The sequence below is a fragment of the Pseudomonas sp. WS 5010 genome, from assembly GCF_012985565.1.
GTDB lineage: Bacteria > Pseudomonadota > Gammaproteobacteria > Pseudomonadales > Pseudomonadaceae > Aquipseudomonas.
Window position 1 is genome coordinate 1 of sequence record NZ_JAAQWQ010000002.1, and the last position, 17,510, is coordinate 17,510.

The 17,510-nt window shown below is 56.4% G+C and carries 17 protein-coding genes and 1 pseudogene; 7 read left to right on the plus strand and 11 right to left on the minus strand.

The window, feature by feature from the left end; genetic code table 11:
• Positions 1-616: 616 nt before the first annotated feature.
• Positions 617-955 (minus strand): hypothetical protein, encoded by a 339-nt coding sequence (locus HBO11_RS04900; protein WP_170058840.1) that lies wholly within the window; start codon positions 953-955, stop codon positions 617-619.
• A 605-nt stretch (positions 956-1,560) separates the two neighbouring features.
• Between HBO11_RS04900 and HBO11_RS04905 the strand changes: the two genes are divergently transcribed.
• On the plus strand, positions 1,561-1,929 hold the full coding sequence (locus HBO11_RS04905) for a hypothetical protein (protein ID WP_169956612.1): 369 nt from the start codon (positions 1,561-1,563) through the stop codon (positions 1,927-1,929).
• A complete protein-coding gene (locus HBO11_RS04910; protein WP_169956610.1) occupies positions 1,926-2,339 on the plus strand; it encodes a hypothetical protein in 414 nt (137 codons plus the stop codon). The genes HBO11_RS04905 and HBO11_RS04910 overlap by 4 nt, the downstream gene beginning before the upstream one ends.
• Positions 2,340-2,939: 600 nt before the next feature.
• Here HBO11_RS04910 and HBO11_RS28600 read toward each other — a convergent pair.
• Positions 2,940-3,038: pseudogene (locus HBO11_RS28600) on the minus strand (VOC family protein); the annotation flags it as partial.
• A 305-nt stretch (positions 3,039-3,343) separates the two neighbouring features.
• On the opposite strand from HBO11_RS28600, the gene HBO11_RS04915 reads away from it, so the two are divergent.
• The 3 genes from HBO11_RS04915 (at position 3,344) to HBO11_RS04925 (ending at position 6,826) form a co-directional block, all read left to right on the plus strand.
• Positions 3,344-4,246 (plus strand): hypothetical protein, encoded by a 903-nt coding sequence (locus HBO11_RS04915; protein ID WP_169956608.1) that lies wholly within the window; start codon positions 3,344-3,346, stop codon positions 4,244-4,246.
• Between the two features lie 91 nt (positions 4,247-4,337).
• Complete coding sequence (locus tag HBO11_RS04920) at positions 4,338-5,606, plus strand: methyl-accepting chemotaxis protein (protein ID WP_169956606.1); 1,269 nt, start codon at positions 4,338-4,340, stop codon at positions 5,604-5,606.
• Between the two features lie 182 nt (positions 5,607-5,788).
• Positions 5,789-6,826 (plus strand): GGDEF domain-containing protein, encoded by a 1,038-nt coding sequence (locus HBO11_RS04925; protein ID WP_169956604.1) that lies wholly within the window; start codon positions 5,789-5,791, stop codon positions 6,824-6,826.
• A 352-nt stretch (positions 6,827-7,178) separates the two neighbouring features.
• Here HBO11_RS04925 and HBO11_RS04930 read toward each other — a convergent pair whose 3' ends face one another.
• From HBO11_RS04930 to HBO11_RS04940, 3 genes are all read right to left on the minus strand, one after another.
• The gene (locus HBO11_RS04930; RefSeq protein ID WP_169956602.1) at positions 7,179-7,799 is read right to left on the minus strand and encodes a LysE family translocator; all 621 of its coding nucleotides are present in this window, start codon (positions 7,797-7,799) and stop codon (positions 7,179-7,181) included.
• 63 nt (positions 7,800-7,862) lie between these two features.
• Positions 7,863-8,363 carry an AAA family ATPase gene (locus HBO11_RS04935; protein ID WP_169956600.1) on the minus strand — a complete coding sequence of 167 codons (501 nt, stop codon included), beginning with the start codon at positions 8,361-8,363 and terminating at the stop codon, positions 7,863-7,865.
• A gap of 90 nt (positions 8,364-8,453) precedes the next feature.
• Positions 8,454-9,371 (minus strand): LysR family transcriptional regulator, encoded by a 918-nt coding sequence (locus tag HBO11_RS04940; protein ID WP_169956598.1) that lies wholly within the window; start codon positions 9,369-9,371, stop codon positions 8,454-8,456.
• A gap of 66 nt (positions 9,372-9,437) precedes the next feature.
• Between HBO11_RS04940 and HBO11_RS04945 the strand changes: the two genes are divergently transcribed.
• Positions 9,438-10,043, plus strand: coding sequence for a LysE family translocator (locus HBO11_RS04945; RefSeq protein ID WP_169956596.1), 606 nt, complete (start codon positions 9,438-9,440; stop codon positions 10,041-10,043).
• On the opposite strand, the gene HBO11_RS04950 is transcribed toward HBO11_RS04945, so the two are convergent.
• Positions 10,036-11,562: an MFS transporter gene (locus HBO11_RS04950; RefSeq protein ID WP_169956594.1), complete on the minus strand. Its 1,527-nt coding sequence runs from the start codon at positions 11,560-11,562 to the stop codon at positions 10,036-10,038. The two genes, HBO11_RS04945 and HBO11_RS04950, sit on opposite strands and share 8 nt — an antisense overlap.
• Positions 11,563-11,712: 150 nt before the next feature.
• Here HBO11_RS04950 and HBO11_RS04955 point away from each other — a divergent pair, with 150 nt between their 5' ends.
• Positions 11,713-12,588 (plus strand): LysR substrate-binding domain-containing protein, encoded by an 876-nt coding sequence (locus tag HBO11_RS04955; RefSeq protein ID WP_169956592.1) that lies wholly within the window; start codon positions 11,713-11,715, stop codon positions 12,586-12,588.
• Between the two features lie 32 nt (positions 12,589-12,620).
• Here HBO11_RS04955 and dhaL read toward each other — a convergent pair whose 3' ends face one another.
• From dhaL to HBO11_RS04980, 5 genes are all read right to left on the minus strand, one after another.
• Positions 12,621-13,268, minus strand: a complete 648-nt coding sequence (gene dhaL, locus HBO11_RS04960) for a dihydroxyacetone kinase subunit DhaL (protein ID WP_169956590.1) — start codon at positions 13,266-13,268, stop codon at positions 12,621-12,623.
• Between the two features lie 3 nt (positions 13,269-13,271).
• Complete coding sequence (locus tag HBO11_RS04965; RefSeq protein ID WP_169956588.1) at positions 13,272-14,273, minus strand: dihydroxyacetone kinase subunit DhaK; 1,002 nt, start codon at positions 14,271-14,273, stop codon at positions 13,272-13,274.
• Positions 14,274-14,429: 156 nt separating this feature from the next.
• Entirely contained in the window at positions 14,430-15,545 is a 1,116-nt protein-coding gene (locus HBO11_RS04970; RefSeq protein WP_029293713.1) for an alcohol dehydrogenase catalytic domain-containing protein, read from the minus strand.
• A 26-nt stretch (positions 15,546-15,571) separates the two neighbouring features.
• A complete protein-coding gene (locus HBO11_RS04975) occupies positions 15,572-16,327 on the minus strand; it encodes an SDR family oxidoreductase (protein WP_169956586.1) in 756 nt (251 codons plus the stop codon).
• 155 nt (positions 16,328-16,482) lie between these two features.
• Positions 16,483-17,490, minus strand: coding sequence for a substrate-binding domain-containing protein (locus HBO11_RS04980; RefSeq protein ID WP_169956584.1), 1,008 nt, complete (start codon positions 17,488-17,490; stop codon positions 16,483-16,485).
• Positions 17,491-17,510 lie beyond the last annotated feature (20 nt).

Consider the following 17,510-nt stretch of genomic DNA (forward strand, 5'->3'; position numbering starts at 1 on the left):
AGCACGAGGCCTGCGGCCTCGCGTTTGAATTCAGCGGAAAAGGAACGACGTTGTTTTGTCATCAGACACCTCTAACTGGCGAGCATTCTCGCCTAAATGGGTGTCCGGTTTCATTAGACCACTACAATTACTCTGCAGGCGGTGGAACCGACAGATGCCTTGCTCCTAATTTCAGAGATACATTTAGCGGCCAGTATTCGCCTGGAGAGCCCCTAGGCTAAGATCCGTTACTGACTGATAGCGGCTTTGCAGAATCTCTATATTGTCCGTCAGCAAGCTTGTCTAGCGCGACCTTGAACTCTGGTCGAAGCGGAGGCTAGGTCTAGAGCTTGCTTAGAAATTGTTACGGGAGCTGGCGCACGACGCATTGTGAGGAGTGCCTATGGGAAGTTTGGGGCGGGCTACGTCCAATCCATCGTGGGCGGATGGTTTCTGTGGCGCCACGAACGCCGAGCATGGGGCATAAATGGCGCAAACCGTACGCCAATCAGTGCCATCCAATGCCAATTATGCAGTTATGCGATCTGCCGCATGTGCGCATTACATCCAGCAATCCCCGGCCTTTCCCCCAAATCCCCCGCATACCCCTACACAATCGGCGTGTGCAGGCCATGACTTACTCAGCGTTCATCTTGTCCCACTGACGCTGATGCTCATGTGATTCTTGGTCGCACGAGTCACAAATGAAACCATCGCCGTAGCTCTCTCTGTCGAGCGCTTCGGCGAGTGCTTCACCCTCAAGCTCTGCTTGACAGCCATTGTGGTGTCCGCCCGGGTCCGTAACGCCTTCGCAGTCTCTTGTGAGATGTTTACTGAGAACTGCTTTCTGCGGTTGAGTAAGGCTGTCGTAACCATGGCTCATGGCTCGCTTTGCGATGCCTTCAACCTTTTTTTCTTCCTGATCGAAATGCCCGTATTCAAGCAGTTTACCGAGCGCCTTCTCTTCAGCTGTCATAGATTCATTCTCTGATGTCAAAAGGAGATGCCAGGATAGCACTTGGCTACTGCGCCAGCCCAAGAAAAAACAGCCTTGAACCAGAAGCGCGCTTTGCAGTTGGATAAGTGGCTAGCATGCCGGAATCTTAGGGCAAATTTAGGGCGGAATCTGGGTCGCATTAGGGCGCCCCAGCCCAATCCCATAGGGTTAGACGTCAGTAAAAACGGGCCTGTTGCGGCCTGCTGACCATCTGGGCGGGTTCAAATCCCTATCCACAACTCTCATTTAAGGTCATACCCAACAACCGCATTCGACCGATTCTGTTGAAACGGTCGGCCTTGGTTTTAATGGGCAAAATGTACGCGTCCAAGATTGAAAACTGGAATCGTCGCTGAGGCAATCGGACTCAGACTTCACACAGCAGCATGCTAGTGAGGCGCTTTCACGAATCAGTCTTCGGGCAGTTTGAGAAAACTGACTTTTTCAACAGAGTCGACCCGAAGCTAAGGTAGAGAAATAATAAATAAATTCCGCTTTGTTTGTTGAAATTGGCTCCGCTTAGCGTGTAACGTATTGTTGATGTCTTACTGATTTTGCTAAATAACGATGCAAGGAGCATGGTGATGGTTGCAAGTGTACGTTTGGAAGGTCGAGAGCTTATTGCTACTTATGAGGTGATTGTTCCCAATGCTATGAAGTGTGAAGTTGACTTGTATATTGGTCCCGAATATACGAAAAATCCAACTACGCTTCGTATGACTATTGCTTTCGAAAATAAGGGTGATGGTCAGAATGTCTCTTTCATTCCAGTCGGGAATAGATCGCTGATGACCTTGCAAAATTGGAATAGCTCCATGGGTACTGTTTTGAATTCTTTATTTTCATTTGCGAAAATTAATGATGAAGGAACTGTAGAGTTGATGATGGCTAACTATGCTGTAGGGGGCGTGAATCAGCTGACTCTTCAGTTTTGGTGGAGTGCCACCAAGTGAAACTAACCGATCCCGAGCAGCTTCTTCCTCCGATTGTGGCTGGAAAGCCGCAAGAGGATCAAGTGAAGATAAATCCAAGTGGCATATCACAAAATACAGATACCCATATTATTGGTATTACAGAGGATAAGTTACATAGAATATTAGGTGATTATCAGCGTGGTATTTTGAGTAGTCAAGATTGGGTTGCTCCTCTTGGGATTTGTCTTACCTTGGCGACGACATTGTTTACAAGTGAGTTTCGAGATTTTATTATTCGGGCTGAGTATTGGCGAATGATATTTATCTGTGGTGCTTCAATATCGTTTTATCTAACAGCGACTTCGTTAATATCACGATACCGAAACCGTCCTTTGTCTATTAAGGAGCTTGTTGACAATATTGCAGGTAGAAATCATCTGGGCACATAATCGGAAGTGCTCAAAGTGGAATAGTTGCTTTAAGTTTCTTATAAGGATTCTTGCTGCAGCCTAAATTCTACAAAAGTTGGTTTAGCAACATTGCTAGAAGTGGGGAACAAGAAGGCTATGCCCAACCCCTCATCGTAGGGCTATTCTGATGTAGGCATCAAGCACAGTAAATTCATTCCGCAACTGAAACAGAGTTGCCCGATGTTAGGGGGCTCAAGCACCGTTTGAATATTGCCGATGCGGAATTGAATTTAGCATATCTTATTGATATGTAACAATATATTGATGGATTGCAAATCCGCCTACGCCGGTTCGATTCCGACCTCGGCCTCCACTCTTGAAAGCCCCGTAGATTAGCGTCTACGGGGTTTTTTATTGCCTGTGATTTGGTCATCGCATCCGCAATTTTTCGGATCGCTTCCGCAACCCTATCTTTTTACGGGAAATTTAAGACGCCGTTATCGGTATGGCTCTGCTCGATTGGGCGTGGGATTGTGCTCGAGACTCAGGAGCCTGAGCGTTCACTAACGGCCATTAGCGGACGTTGAACTGCGTCCGCTGAACCCAAAACCTGAACATCGGCTTGGCTCAGATTCAAATTCAGATTGAGTAAGTCGGCCTCTCACCCAACCGCGCTACCAACCTGACGAGACAACCGTCAGGATCCTGGCCGATGAATTCGCGCTGGCCTACTCCAAGATGGGTTAGATCCTACAACTATAGTTCGGTGGCACGAGGGGAACGTGGCTAGGATCATGATGCAAGAACGGGCGGGAATTATCGTGATGCGTTGTTGGCTGCAATTGGTCGAACGGATTCATGCACGCAGCGCGTCTTTAAGCCGGAGGGCATCGATCAGACACGCTTGCGGATGACCGGTAATCGAAGCGAGTCAGGTCATAAAACATTTTTGGGGTGAACCTGCCAGCGGTTCGAATACACATATACTGTGCGTATTGTGAATGGTAGCCGTTTGATATTACCGATTAAGGGTTGTGTACTCGATGAACAAGACTGATCTGCTTGAGAATTTGAAAGAGACCAGTTACGAAATGACCCGAGGCAATATAGACGAAGCTGTTCTCCTGCATTTCGATTTGGTTATGGAGAGCTATCGACAAAAGCCTTCATTCTATAAAAACCTGTTGAAATATGACCGGTTCATGGTAGCCCTGTCTTTGTTGAGCTTTAGTTATAAAGATGAGCAAGTTCCCTTATCCAAAGTGAAAGCATTTTGCCAAGAACGTGGCTATATGTCTCGCAACAGCCTGGACTCATATTGCTCGTTCTTATCTATCGCCGGATATCTGGATGTCCGGTTACATGTCCAGGACGGACGCCAACGTAGCTTCCGACCCACGGATAAAGCGCTGTGCAATACCGCGCAGCTAATCAAATCGTATCTACTGCCTTCGCAGATGATTTCTCCATACGACAGTTGGTTGTCGGGCATGGGGAAAAGTGCGGATCTATTGCGCGTTTTTTTTCGAGGTTTTGCCAGAATACTTGAAGGCGACTTCCTGCTCCACAAGCTTTTGCCTGAAGCGAAATGGATTCTCAACCGGGATGGCGGTCACCTGCCGATGCTCGCACTCTATGCTGATGCCTTGCGCAACGGCTCGTTAGAGACTGGCTACAAAGTATCCTCTTATGTTGAGCTTTCATCGCGTCTGGGCGTATCCAAAACACACATGCAGCGCATGATCAAGGAAGGCCAGTTACACGGCTATTTCAAATGCGATAAACGCTTGGTGGAGTTGAGCCCGGCCTTTCTCGAACTGATGCGGCGGGCCATGTCAATTTACTTCGCAGTTGCACGGGTCAGCATGGAACTGGGAGTTGATGAAAGCGAAGTGGAAAATAAGTCTGGCTGTATTTGCATTGTTAGTGGACGCTGGCCCCAATGAGTTCGTTTGTTATTTAACCTTCCCTCTCGGGATCGACTTAAACACTGAGCAATGTCTTTTTCTGTTGTAATTTTTTATACCGGAGTTCAGCGTGTTTAATCGCCAGATAAAGAATGCTCTTTTTGCCTGCCAAGAGGAACTGTCCCTGTCGCTCGGTACAGTTGCCGGTATCGAAGCGGTTTTTCTTTCAATAGGTGTCGATGGTGCTGGTCGGATTATCTCGGCCAACCAGCGGTTTGCGCAAACGCTGGGATACTCGCTCGAACAGCTTTCAAATATGGCAATGAGTAACATCAACGCGGAGCCGCAGAATGATTTTGCACCCAACCTGTACGCCATCCAACGGCAACGCTATCGTGCCTCCGACGGCCGGGCTGTGACACTCAATGTAGGTTGGATCGCTGCAGCGAACCGGACGTTTCAAGGCTACGGCATGGTTGCACCACCTCTGGCGCAAGACGAACAGGAGGTCATCGAAATGTTCAACGCACTGAACCGCTCGATGGCGATGATTCAGTTCAGTCTCGCGGGTGAGGTCATTTACGCCAACGAATCGTTCGTCCAGGCCATGGGTTATAGCCTTGCGGAGATACAGGGCAAGCATCACCGCCTGTTCTGCCTCGCGGAGGACGTGGCGTCGGCGCATTACGCCGAGTTCTGGAAGAGTCTGAACAAGGGCGTGTTTAACGCTGGTCGCTTTCGCCGGGTAGATAAAAGCGGAAAAGTGGTGTGGCTAGAGGCCACTTACAATCCCATCAGAGACGCTTCCGGTCGGGTTTATAAAATTGCCAAATTCGCCAGTGTAGTGACCGAGCAAGTTGAAAAAGCCGACCAAATCAAACAAGCAGCGACCATGGCTTACGAGGTGTCGCTAGATACCGATGTAAAAGCTAACCGAGGTATGGAATTGGTCGCCGACTCCGTACTTGGAACACAGAATATCGCCCAACAGATGGCCTTGGTGACCGCCAGCATGACCGCGCTTGAATCGCAGTCGCAGTTGATCGGTTCCATCGTCGACACGATTGGCGCCATTGCCACCCAGACCAATCTTTTGGCGCTTAACGCCGCTATCGAAGCTGCACGTGCTGGAGTGCATGGGCGAGGATTCGCTGTTGTGGCGGATGAAGTGCGCAAGCTCGCCGGCCGTACCAGTGCAGCCACGCGGGAGATTAACGGCGTGGTCAGGCAAAACCGAGAATTGGCCGGCGCAGCAGCGTTGCATGTCCAGTGCAGCAGAGACCAAGCCGACGTTTTATTGGAACTGTCCGAACAGGCAGGTATGGCGATGGTGGCTATCCAGTCAGGCGCAAAGCAAGTCGTGAAAGCCATTGGCAGAGTCACCAGCGACCTGCATTGAATGCTCTATCTGCGTCGCGGTAACGCCTCTTCGTTGATGGTGAAAGCAATATGAAAGTTTTGCGTGCAGTCTTTTCCGATTGATAACAGGAGTATAGATGCCGAAATACACTTAAGTCATTGGTCAGGTATTGCTCACACGTTCACGTCACATTCAGGCCGTTTCGGAAAAGGAGTTTAGGGATGCCGGCGATTTTCAAAATCCGACCAAGAATGCGAACGCTGCTGTCACCAGCGGTTACCAAGATTGAAATGGCAGGAATTGTTTCCTGGCTTTGCGTTTTGCTGATTGAGCCTGCGACAACGTTAAATCTACCGAACCTATTGGTCACAACATTGTTGTTTGTTATTTGGTACGTCCATCGCGTAGTTGCTGATTTCCGCATATGGAGAATGCTCGGCGGCGTCTATATATTGATTTTGTCACTCGGCTTTGCATATGTGATTGACACCAATGTGCAGTTACGCGTCTTTACGCTGCCCCTTGCTGTGATCATCGTGGTAAGCAGTGCTATCTTATTTGTCACAGTTCAGGACTATCTTTTTTCTACATTACTGGTCTGGATGCTGATGTGGCCCACTTTGGACGTTGGCTTTTACCGGGGGCTGGAAGTTTATGTGGTAATTTTTTGCGTTGCCTCCATGTCCATTGGTTTTACTCTTAGCTTTACCTTTTTAAGAAGCATGCGGTCGGTATTGTTGGTCGAAAGTGAGTTCAGGACATTGGCGGAGACAGACTTTCTCACCTCCTTACTTAACCGGCGGGCCTTTATAGAGACCTTAAAAAAGGCATTGGCTGAAGGTCCCAGCGGCTACTTCATAATGTTGGACATTGACGACTTTAAATTAAAAAACGATCAGTACGGTCACGATGTCGGTGACAAGATTTTGTGTGCCATGGCCGGGTGCCTGAAAACCACCGCTGGCAGCCACTGTGTCGGACGGATTGGAGGTGAGGAGTTCGGTGTCTTGTTGTTAGGCGAAGATGATGCGGTTGCTAATGAATATGCGTTGCGCCTGCTGGCCAACATCCGTAGCAGCGTATTGCCTCCGCATCAATTCACTTGCAGCGCGGGCGTCGCGCCGTTCCGAGCGACATCGGACATGTCAACGGTGCTCAAATGCGCCGACAGCAATATGTATAAAGCCAAGCATGATGGTAAGGATCGGGTGTTTCAGGATGGAAGGCAGGTCAAACCGCTACTTCCTGTAACTACGTAATTAAGGTTTGACTGGAGGACGTCTGTGAAAATCGTTTTCGAAGAAATCGAATCTCCCCCTTGCTGCTTGCTTACGCTGGGCACCTTCACTTTGATGTTCCATAGCCGTTCTGAGGCTGAAAGCTTTCTGAAGCTTATTATGGGATGAAATACATCGCTTAGCCCCCATCGCTGAGCGTCTGCTTTTGGCCGTTTTCAGTCGGTTGTCACCGGCAGAAATCGGCCAAAAGCGGACAGTTATGCAGGGTTAGCAACCCTTCCTTGTAGCTTGATGGCGTCTACGAAACTAGGGGCGATTCAGCTTGCGTCCGCTTGAAGATCAATCTGTCCCGTTTTTGTTTTGTTGATGAGACTCACCCACGCCGCGCCATCAATAACATCGAGGCAGCTACGGACAACAAACCCGCGCAGCAACGATTAAAAATCTTCTTGCCTCGAGGCTGGGTAAACCAGCGGCGCATGTGCAGTCCGATGTATGCGTAGATGCCAATGGCAATCCATTCCAATACCAGGAACAGCAATCCCAGCAGCGTGAACTGGGAGCCCACGTCTACCGCTGGGTCAACGAATTGAGGTAAGAACGCGGTAAAGATCAGAATGGCTTTGGGGTTGCCGGCGGCCACGAGGAATTCCTGTCTTGCCAACCCCCACAGTCCCACCTGAGGGGTTTCGGATTCGGCTGCTACTTGCGGTGCCGCGTTCCACAGTTGATACGCCAGGTAGAAAAGATAAGCCGCGCCAATTATTTTGATCCCGTAAAAGACTAGCTCTGAAGTTTGCAACACCACGGCCAAGCCCGCCGAGGCAAGTGCGATCATGATTGCGAACGCCAGCAAGCGACCTACGCCGGCCATGCAGGATGTGCGATAGCCATAGCGGGTTGCATTGCTGATAGACAGCAGATTGTTGGGCCCTGGCGCCATATTCAGCGCAAAGCATGCGGGCAGGAATAACGCGAGTGTTGCCAAGTCCATATGCATCTCCAGAGTCGCTGTGCATCAATCCTATGTTTGAAGCTTTATAGACGTCATTACCCGCTAAGACAGTAATCGGTCGGTGATCATCGAGAGCGCTTGCGCCGGTGAAACCAGCGCAGTATCTATGCAAAACGGAGCTTCTTCCCAGGCTTCGTATTCATGATCCAGCACAGACTGCCAGGTGGGTGGGATCAGCCCCGCAATATCACTCTTCCTGGTTTCCACCCGCTGCTGGTGTTCATTTTTATCAGAGCAAATCACTTGAATATTGAATAACTCGATACCCGCCTTTACGGCGATTTCGCTCCAGGCTATTCGGCTTTCGCTTACAGGGTTTACGCAGTCAACGATGACCGTGTGGCCAAGGCGAAGATTACTCAGGGCAAGTTCATTCGCGACCCTATAGCCGCTGGACCCCACGTCTTGTGCAAGAACTGCGCAGTTGCGGATCGCTTGCTCAATCGTATCGATCCGCAGGTAAACGGCGCCGGTTTTAGCCGCAAGCTCCTTGGCGATTGTGGTTTTGCCGGTGCCGGGAAGGCCGCTGAATACGATAAGCACGGTATGTCCTTTTCTATCGCCTGTTATTTAGGGGCTTCGCGTTCGGCAAGTTGGCTAGTTCGCCGGGGTATGATTGAACACCCAGACATCTCACCCCACAGTTTGCAACCATTCAAGTAGCGCCATCTCCACGCTACCCGGCCTCGGCGCTGTAGGCGATAGCAGGCAGTACCGCGAGCCATCTTCAACAAAGCCCAATGGCGCGGCTAACACACCGCTTTGGATATCGTCGCGCACCAGGTGCCATGGGCCGATGGCTACCCCAAGGCCTGCAACGGCGGCCTGGATGCTGAAATAGAAGTGCTCGAAAGATTGCATTTCCATTTCTGGAGCAGGCAGTTGCTTTGCGTAAGCCCATTCGTGCCAAGCCGTGGGCCGGCTAGCTGTTTGCAGTAGCGGGGCAGAGGGGAGCAGGGATTTGCGATTTTTGCCAAACCACTGATCTGCCTTTTCTGGCCGGCATACGGGGCCGACCTGCTCTGGGAATAGCGTCTCGGTATGGTAGCCGGGAGGACAGGGAAAATCGTCGCGCCGGATGGCCAGGTCGATACCCTGGTTGAATGAAAAGGGGCCGCCGCCAGCAACCAGGTGAATGTCCAGGCCTGGGTGAAGGGTCTGGAAGTCGCTCCAGCGAGGAATCAACCAGCGCATCAACAGCGTGGGCTCGCAGGACAGGACGAGCTGGCGAGCTCGACGGGCGTCGGTGCGTATCTCGCGTACGGCCTGGGTCATCAACCCCAGCCCTTCACTGGTGGCTTTTGCCAGGCGTCTTCCGGCATCGGTTAAAAACACCCTTCGGCCACGCCGCTCGAACAGGTCAACACCCAAATCCTCTTCAAGCAGGCGCACTGCGCGGCTGATGGCCCCCGGTGTCAGGTGCAACTCGTCAGCTGCGCGGGCGAAGTTTTCCAGGCGTGCGGCTGCTTCGAAGCAGCGCAATGCCAGCAGAGACGGCATGCGAGTCTCAGAAGTCGGTGAGTTGTAGTCACCATTTGCTTCAGAAATCATCGTTTTTACCAAGGCGTAGGATCTGTAAATATTGCCCTACACCACCAAGAATTCAAAGGGTACAGCATGGGCGAATGGATAGCGGTAATCACCATCACACTACTGGCGTGCATCAGTCCAGGGCCGGATTTCGCCATGGTGTCTCGCAACGGATTGCTCCTGTCTCGAAGGGCGGGCGTGCTCACCGCTGTCGGAATTGGCCTGGGGGTGCTTGTTCACGTGTGCTACACGCTGCTCGGATTGGGCTTGGTGCTGCAACAAACGCCTTGGTTGTTCAATGTGTTGAAGCTGGCTGGAGCGGCCTATCTCGTCTACTTGGGCATCAAGATGCTTCGCTCCGGGCCGGCCACTGAACCGTCGGATGCGCCACCGCCCGCCATGTCTGATCTGGGAGCGCTGCGTACGGGATTTCTCACAAATGCGTTGAATCCTAAGACATCGATCTTCATCGTCAGTCTGTTCATGGGAGTCGTACGGCCGGACACCGCTGTGACGGCACAAATCGGGTACGGGCTATTTATCGCTGGAGCGCATGTGGTGTGGTTCAGCCTCGTCGCACTGTGCTTCTCCGCCGGGGCGGTGCGCGCCAGGTTATTGGCCGCGCGACAGTGGATCGACCGGATTTTTGGCGCATTGCTGGTGAGCTTCGGGATCTTGCTGACGCTCACTTGACTGGGGCTACGGGCTGCAGCAGTGGAATCGGATGCCTCATCAACAGGCCTACTACCAGCGCTCCCAGCAGGCTCAATAGCCCCGCCACCCACAACACCCTGCCAAACCCACCGACAAATGCCTGCCATGCCAAGGGTTGCACCGGCCCCTGCGCCGATTCCGGCAGCAGCGCCATGGCCGCTGGCATATCCCCGGCCACCACCCGCGAGGCAATCCCCGGTACCTGTGCCTGCCATTGCGCGCCGAGGCTGGCGTGCAGCAGATGCTCGCTATGGCTGGCCAGCAGCGCGCCATACACCCCAATCGCCAACATGATCGCACTGAAACGCATGGTGGTACTCATGCCCGAGGCCATGCCCGCACGGTCCCTCGGTACGCAGGCCATGATGTTTTTCTGGGTGTCGCCATTGAGCAGGCCGGCACCGGCGCCGGTCACGGCTATCGCCAGGGCGAACGGCAGGTAACCGCCGACACTGACCGCCCAGGCGCTGAACAGGTTGCCGCAGCCCACCAGGGCCAGCCCGGTTGCCATCATGGTCGCGGGGGCGAAGCGGTTGGCCAGGCGTGCGCCGATACGCGGGCAGATCAGCATGGTCAGGGCAAACGGCAGCATTCCCAGGCCCGAGGCAATCGCAGAAAACTCCAGGCCGTTTTGCAGGTAGAACGGCAGCAGCGTCATCATCACCTGGGCGCACCCGGCGTAGGCAAACATCCCCAGCAGCGCGCCGATAAATCGCGGGTACTGGAACAGTTGCAGGTCTACCATTGGCCGTCGCTGCACACGCTCCACCAGCACAAACAGGCCCAGCAGGAACGCGCCGCCGAGCAGGCGCGCATAGGTCAGTGGGTTGTCCCAGCCGATCCGGTTGGCTTCGATCAGGCCCCAGATCAGGCACAGCAGGCTGGCGCTGAAGGTCAGGCTGCCCCAAGGATCGAGGCGCGCCGAGTGACTGTCGCGCGATTCCGGGATGGCATGCAGGACCAGCGCCAGCAACGCCAGGCCCACCGGCAGGTTGAGGTAGAAAATCCAGCGCCAGCCCATGTAATGGGTAATCAGGCCGCCGAGGGTTGGGGCGGCGGTCATCGCCACGCCCATGCAGGCCCCCCAGAACGCCCAGGCCTTGGCCCGTTCCAGCTCATCGTGAAAGGCATGGCCGATGGATGCTAGGGCCGAGGTCAGCAGCAGTGCGGCACCGACACCCTTCACGGCGCGGGCAATATCCAGCAGCAGCACGCTGGGCGCAGCGCCACAGCCCAGGGAGGCGAGGATAAAAATACCCAGGCCCCACACCAGGGTCTTCTTGCGGCCGAAGCGGTCGGCAATGCTCCCGGCCGGCAACAGCAGGGCGGCGAAGGCCAGCATATAGGCGCTGACCACCCATTCGATATCGGCGAAATTGGCGCCCAGGTCGCGGGCAATGGTCGGCAGGGTCACCGCGACGATGTTGGTGTCGAGGACAATCAGCGAACAGACCCCGGAGGCGGTCAACAGGGTAAGGCGTGGGCTGACCCGACTCATGGCGCGATTACCTGGCAGGCAACAGGCAAGCTGGATTTGACGGGCATCATGAGGGTTCTCTACTGTGGGCGTCCCCTGAGCTTAACGTCAACTTCCGGTGGTTCTGTTAGCCGAAGCCAAGCACATCATTACCTTTGAGCTAATCCTTATATGGAAATACGTCATTTCCGCTACTTCCTGGCCGTTGCCCGGCACCGCAATTTCACGCGTGCCGCCGAGCAACTGGATATTGCCCCGCCGACCTTGAGCCGGCAGATCCAGGATATGGAACGTGCCCTGGGCACCCGCCTGTTTATCCGGCGCCAGCGTGACGTGAGCCTGACCGAGGCGGGCAGCGCGTTGCTGGGTGAAGCCGAAAGCACCGTGCGCCAGTTCGAGTTCGCCCAGCGCAATGCCCAGCGCGCCGGGCGTGGCGAGATCGGTCATATCGAATTGGGCTATGTCGCGTCGGCGGTGTATTCCGGGGTATTGCAACGCCAGGTGCAGGGGTTTTGCGCGCAGTTTGCCGATGTCAGCCTCAGCGTGCGGGAAAGCCCCATGGCGCTGTTGCCGGGGCTGGTGGCCGAAGGGCGCTACGACATTGGCTACATTCGCTCACCCATGACCTTGCCCGACGGTGTGGAGGCGCTGCGCCTGGGCAGTGAGGGTTTTGTCCTGGCGCTGCCCCAGGGCTCGTGGCTGCTGGGGTTGAAGGCGATCACCTGCGCGCACTTGCAGAACGAGACCTTCATCCTGCCCGAGCAAATCAGCGGCACCTTGCAGGTGGCCGCACAAGGCGGCTATGCCCCGCGCCTGGGACCGCAGCCGGGCGGCCTGGTGGCGGTGATTGCCCTGGTGTCGCTGGGGCAGGGCGTGGCGGTGGTGCCGGAGTCGGTGGTGGGGCATGTCAGCCTGCCGGGTGTGCACTACCGCACCCTCCAGGGCAGCGATGCATCGTCGTGGCTGTCGCTGATTTACCGGCGCTTTGAAAAAGCCCCGGCGGTGGCGCGCTACATCCAGCACATCAAGCAAAACCCCACCCCGTAGGCGCCGGCTTGCCGGCGACGGCAATCCGGTTCCTACCGGGCCAGGCGCGGCTGGATCGAGTCTGCCAGTTGCGTGAGGATCAGGCAGCAGGACACCGCCCCGGCATCCAGCACCCCCAGCGAGCGTTCGCCCAGGCGGCTGGCCCGGCCGATCCTGGCCACCAGGTCCTTGGTCGAATCGCGGCCCTGGGAGGCGGCGCTTTTCATCGCGTCCAGGGCGTCGCTGAAGGACGCACCCGCCGTTTGCGCCCGCTCAAACGCCTCCACCGCCGGGATCAAGGTGTCCATCAGGCACTTATCGCCGACGCCGGCTTCGGTGATGTCCTGCAATGAAGTCAGGCCACCGCGCAGCAGATGGGCGAAGGTGGCGGCGTCGATGTTGTCGCTGCCACGCACCTCGTCGGCCATGCCGATAAACAGGCTGCCATACAGCGGGCCCATGGAGCCGCCGATGCCTTCCATCAGGCTCAGGGTCAGTTCATCCAGGGCCTCGGCCAGGGTCAGTTGCCGGCCTTCGATCGTACGGCCGCAATGGGCAAAGCCCTTGGCCATGTTGATGCCGTGGTCGCCATCGCCAATCGCGCCGTCAACTTCGCTGAGGTATTCACGGTTGGCGACGATCACGCTGACCAGGTCGGTGACAATCGCGCTGCCGTCGTGGGTGGAAAAATGCTGGCTCATGGTTTATTCCGCCTGGGTCATGCCGATGGAGCGGCAAGGTTGGTCGATCAGGGTTTTCAGCTCGGCATCCAGGCCCAGCAGGGTCAGGGTCACGCCCATCATTTCCAGGGAGGTGAAGTAGTTGCCGACGTAGCAGCGATGGATCTTCAGGCCCTTGGCCTTGAGCTGGCTTTCGACTTCGGCGTAGAAGATGTACAGCTCCATCACCGGCGTCGCGCCCAGGCCCGAGACCAGCACCACCACGCTGTCATCCTGGCTGAAATCGCGGTCGGCGAGGATCGGTGCCAGCATGCGTTGAGCCATGGCCGCCGCGGATTCGATCGGGATCACCTCGATCCCGGGTTCGCCGTGGTGGCCGATACCCAACTCCATCTGGCCGTCCGGGATCTGGAAGTTCGGCTTGCCCACCGCTGCAATGGTGCAGGGCGTCAGGCCGATGCCGATGGAGCGGCAGTGATCGACCGCCTTCTGCGCGACGCGGATCACCCCGTCCAGGTCATAGTGCTGCGCGGCGGCGGCCCCGCCGATTTTCCACATGAAGATTTCCCCGGCCACCCCGCGCCGCTTGGCGATATCGGCCTTGGGCGCCGACGCCACGTCATCGTTGGCGACCACGGTGCGGATCCGCATGTCTTTGCTGGCGGCCATTTTCATTGCCAGCTTCACGTTCATGTTGTCGCCGGCATAGTTGCCGTACAGGCAGGCCACGCCGGCACCGTGATCAGCGACGCGAAACGCATCGAAAAAACTCTTGGCGGTGGGTGAGGAGAAGATTTCGCCGACGGCCACCGCGTCCACCAGGCCGGGGCCGACATAGCCTAGAAACGCCGGTTCATGGCCGGAACCGCCGCCGGTGACGATACCTACGCGGCCCTGGCCGGAGGGCTTGGCCTTGCTGATCACACGGGGGTTGCTGTCGCTTTGGCGCAGCTCCGGGTGGGCGACCAGAATGCCGCGCAGCATGTCTTCGACCACTTGGTCCGGATCGTTGATGACTCGATTCATAACGCGGGTTCCTGTTCTTGTTGTGAGCAACTAACTGTAGGAGCGAGCTTGCTCGCGAAAAACGTTAACGCTAACGCGGGCTACCTGGATGAGTGCGTCGCCCTCAGGTTTTTCGCGAGCAAGCTCGCTCCTACAGTAAAAAGCGGTTGGGGTGTTTTAGGGTTCGAGCACAACCTTCAAGGACTTGTCCCCACGCTCCATCACCGCAAACGCCTCCTTGAAATCCGCCAGCGCAAACTTGTGGGTGACCACGTCGCGCATGTCGATCTTGCGCTTGCCGATAAAGTCGATGGCCCGTGGGTACATGTAAGGGCCCAGGTGCGAGCCGAGTACGTCCAGTTCCTTGCGGTCGCCAATGATCGACCAATCTACCGTGGCCTCGTCGTTGAATACGCTGAATTCGACGAAGCGCCCCAACTTGCGCAGCATCGCCAGGCCCTGGTTCACCGCCTTGTGGTGCCCGGTGGCTTCGATATAGATATCGCAGCCATAACCGTCGGTGATTTCGCGGATTTTCGCCAGTACATCGACCTCGGCCGGGTTCCAGACTTCGTCGGCGCCCATGCGCAGGGCCAGTTCGGCGCGTTCGGGTTTCATGTCGAGCACGATCAGGCGTTTGGGGTTGCGCATGCGCACCGCGCCGATGATCCCCAGGCCCAGGGTGCCGGCGCCGGCGACTACCACCACGTCGTCGAAATCCACATTGGCCCGTTCCGCCGCGTGCAGCGAGCAGGCCAGGGGTTCGATAAGGATCGCTTCGTCTGGCGCGATGGAGTCGGGCACCTGGTGGATGATGCCTTCCTTGGTGAAAATCATGTACTGGGCCATGGCGCCCTGGACGTTGTTCTGGAAGCCGTAGAGATCGTGTTTCTGGCACATCCAGTACTGGCCGTGGTTGCAGAAGCGGCAGCCCCAGCACGGTACGATCTGCTCGGAAATCACTCGGTCGCCGACCTTCACCCCACGCTTTTCTGCGCCGGGGCCCAGGGCGACCACGCGGCATACAAACTCATGCCCGGGAATCATCGGCGGTTTGACGTAGCGCGGCTGCTCGGCGTCGCCCCAGAACGACGGCGCGCCGCGATAGGTCTTGATATCGCCCATGCAGATGCCGCACAGCTCGACCTTGGTCAGGATCTCGTCGGGGCCTGGCGTCGGTACATCGACGGTTTCCAGGCGATAGTCTTCCGGGCCATGGCAAACCACGGCCTGCATGGTCTTGGGGATTACCGGGTGGAGTTGTTCGGCGGTACGTTCGGTAGCGGTGGACATGACAGGCCTCACGACGAATAGAAGGGTTACTGAATGCTGTAGCCGCCGTCGATCACCATATTGGCGCCGGTGATCATCTGGGCTGCGTCGCTGAGCAGGTACAACGCCAGCCCGGCGATTTCATCCGGCTGGGCAAAACGGCCCGCCGGGATCTGCAATTTGGCCCGTTCGCCTACTTCACCGGCCCAGGCTTTCTTGCCCAGGGCGGTTTCGACGATGGTGGGGGAGATGGCATTTACAGTGATGTGCGGCGCCCATTCCATGGCCAGGACCTTGGTCATGCCGACAATCGCGGCCTTGCTCGCGCAATAGGCCACATGCCGATCCAGGCCGATCACCGCCGCCTGGGATGCCAGGTTGACGATGCGCCCGCTGCCCTGTGCGAGCATGTGCCGGGCGCAGGCCTGGGCCACGAAAAAGCTGGCCTTGAGGTTGATATCCAGGGTGATGTCCCAGGCGTTTTCGCTGACATCGATGGCCTTGTCGAGCATCACCACGCCTGCGCTGTTGACCAAATAATCCAGGCGCTTGAAGTGCGCGAACACGTAATCGATGCTGCTTTGCACCTGGTCGAGCTGGCGCAGGTCGACGGCCAGGCCCAGATGCCCGCTGCCCAGGCTGGCGGCCACTTCAACCACGGCTGGGTCACGGTCGAGCAGGGCCACGCGCGCGCCACGCTCTGCCAGCAGGCTGGCACACGCCAGGCCAATCCCGGCGGCCCCGCCGGTGATCACGGCGCAACGGCCGGTGAGGTCGAAGGCTTGGTTCCAGAATCCAGACATTGGTTTAACTCCATTCTCTCAGTCGCTGGAGATTCAAATGTGGGAGCGGGCTTGCTCGCGAAGGCGGTGTGTCAGTTGACACATCAGTTGGCTGACCCACCGCCTTCGCGAGCAAGCCCGCTCCCACATTTGGATAGCATTTATAGGTCGAACTGCTATTTAGTACCGCTGACCTGCTGGTACAGCGCATCCGCATTGGCATTGGTCACCGGCACCCACGGCAGGATGTAGTTCTTCGCGGTGCCGTCGCCCCAGGTCACGTCCTTGGCATAACGCTCCCAGATCACCGACTTGGGTTTGTAGTCCTTGCCCGCCAGTTGCCGCAGGGCCACGTCCAGTGCGCCCTGGGACTGGGCCTGGGCGTCTTGCAGGAAGGTGGTGACTTCGTCTCTTTTGGCCGCCTGGATGGCGTCGGGCATGCCGTCGATGGAGGTGACGGGCACCTCCTTGGAGGTCAGGCCATGGGATTTGAGGGCCTGCACGGCGCCCAGGGCCATGTCGTCGTTTTGCGCGATCACCCCGTTGATGCCCTTGGGGTGGGCGTTCAGCCAGTCTTCAGTCAGGGTCAGGGCCTGGGCGCGGTCCCAGTTGGCGGTCTTTTTCTCGATGATCTTGATTCCGGGGTGCTTGCCCAGCACTTCCAGCTCGCCCTTTTCGCGGTCGATCTGCGCCGACTGGCCGATCGGGCCCTGGATGATCACCACATTGCCCTTGCCCTGGAGCTTGTCGACCATGGCCTGGGCCTGCAGGCGACCGCCCTCGACATCGTCGTTGCCCACGTACGGCACGCTGGCATCGGCGACCTTGGTGTTGGAGGCGATCACCACCACATCATTGGACATCGCCTGCTTCACCGTGCCGACGCCGGCCTTGGTGTCGATAGGTACAAACAGGATCGCGTCATAGCGCTGGGTGACCATGTTTTCGATCTGGTTGTTCTGGGTCAGCGCGTCATAGTTACCGTCGAACACGGTCAACTGCACGGTGCCGTCCTTGACTGCCGGATGTTCCTTGAGCTCGCGCACCCAGTTCTGCATGAACTGGCCCTTGAGGCCGTACACGGCGGCGCCGACTTTGTAGGTCTTGCCATCGGCGGCCAGGGTGACGCTGCTGGCGAGCAGGGAGAGGGCCGCCACGGCGGCAAACGATGTAGCGAATTTCATGATGAGAACCCCGTTTATTG

What these genes read in the sequence shown, in the direction of transcription:
- HBO11_RS04975 (WP_169956586.1), bottom strand. Translation starts at nt 16,327, where the DNA reads ATGTCTGGATTCTGGAACCAAGCCTTCGACCTCACCGGCCGTTGCGCC.
- HBO11_RS04980 (WP_169956584.1), bottom strand. Translation starts at nt 17,490, where the DNA reads ATGAAATTCGCTACATCGTTTGCCGCCGTGGCGGCCCTCTCCCTGCTC.
- dhaL (WP_169956590.1), bottom strand. Translation starts at nt 13,268, where the DNA reads ATGAGCCAGCATTTTTCCACCCACGACGGCAGCGCGATTGTCACCGAC.
- HBO11_RS04950 (WP_169956594.1), bottom strand. Translation starts at nt 11,562, where the DNA reads ATGAGTCGGGTCAGCCCACGCCTTACCCTGTTGACCGCCTCCGGGGTC.
- HBO11_RS04915 (WP_169956608.1), top strand. Translation starts at nt 3,344, where the DNA reads ATGAACAAGACTGATCTGCTTGAGAATTTGAAAGAGACCAGTTACGAA.
- HBO11_RS04945 (WP_169956596.1), top strand. Translation starts at nt 9,438, where the DNA reads ATGGGCGAATGGATAGCGGTAATCACCATCACACTACTGGCGTGCATC.
- HBO11_RS04930 (WP_169956602.1), bottom strand. Translation starts at nt 7,799, where the DNA reads ATGGACTTGGCAACACTCGCGTTATTCCTGCCCGCATGCTTTGCGCTG.
- HBO11_RS04905 (WP_169956612.1), top strand. Translation starts at nt 1,561, where the DNA reads ATGGTTGCAAGTGTACGTTTGGAAGGTCGAGAGCTTATTGCTACTTAT.
- HBO11_RS04955 (WP_169956592.1), top strand. Translation starts at nt 11,713, where the DNA reads ATGGAAATACGTCATTTCCGCTACTTCCTGGCCGTTGCCCGGCACCGC.
- HBO11_RS04900 (WP_170058840.1), bottom strand. Translation starts at nt 955, where the DNA reads ATGACAGCTGAAGAGAAGGCGCTCGGTAAACTGCTTGAATACGGGCAT.
- HBO11_RS04925 (WP_169956604.1), top strand. Translation starts at nt 5,789, where the DNA reads ATGCCGGCGATTTTCAAAATCCGACCAAGAATGCGAACGCTGCTGTCA.
- HBO11_RS04970 (WP_029293713.1), bottom strand. Translation starts at nt 15,545, where the DNA reads ATGTCCACCGCTACCGAACGTACCGCCGAACAACTCCACCCGGTAATC.
- HBO11_RS04940 (WP_169956598.1), bottom strand. Translation starts at nt 9,371, where the DNA reads ATGATTTCTGAAGCAAATGGTGACTACAACTCACCGACTTCTGAGACT.
- HBO11_RS04965 (WP_169956588.1), bottom strand. Translation starts at nt 14,273, where the DNA reads ATGAATCGAGTCATCAACGATCCGGACCAAGTGGTCGAAGACATGCTG.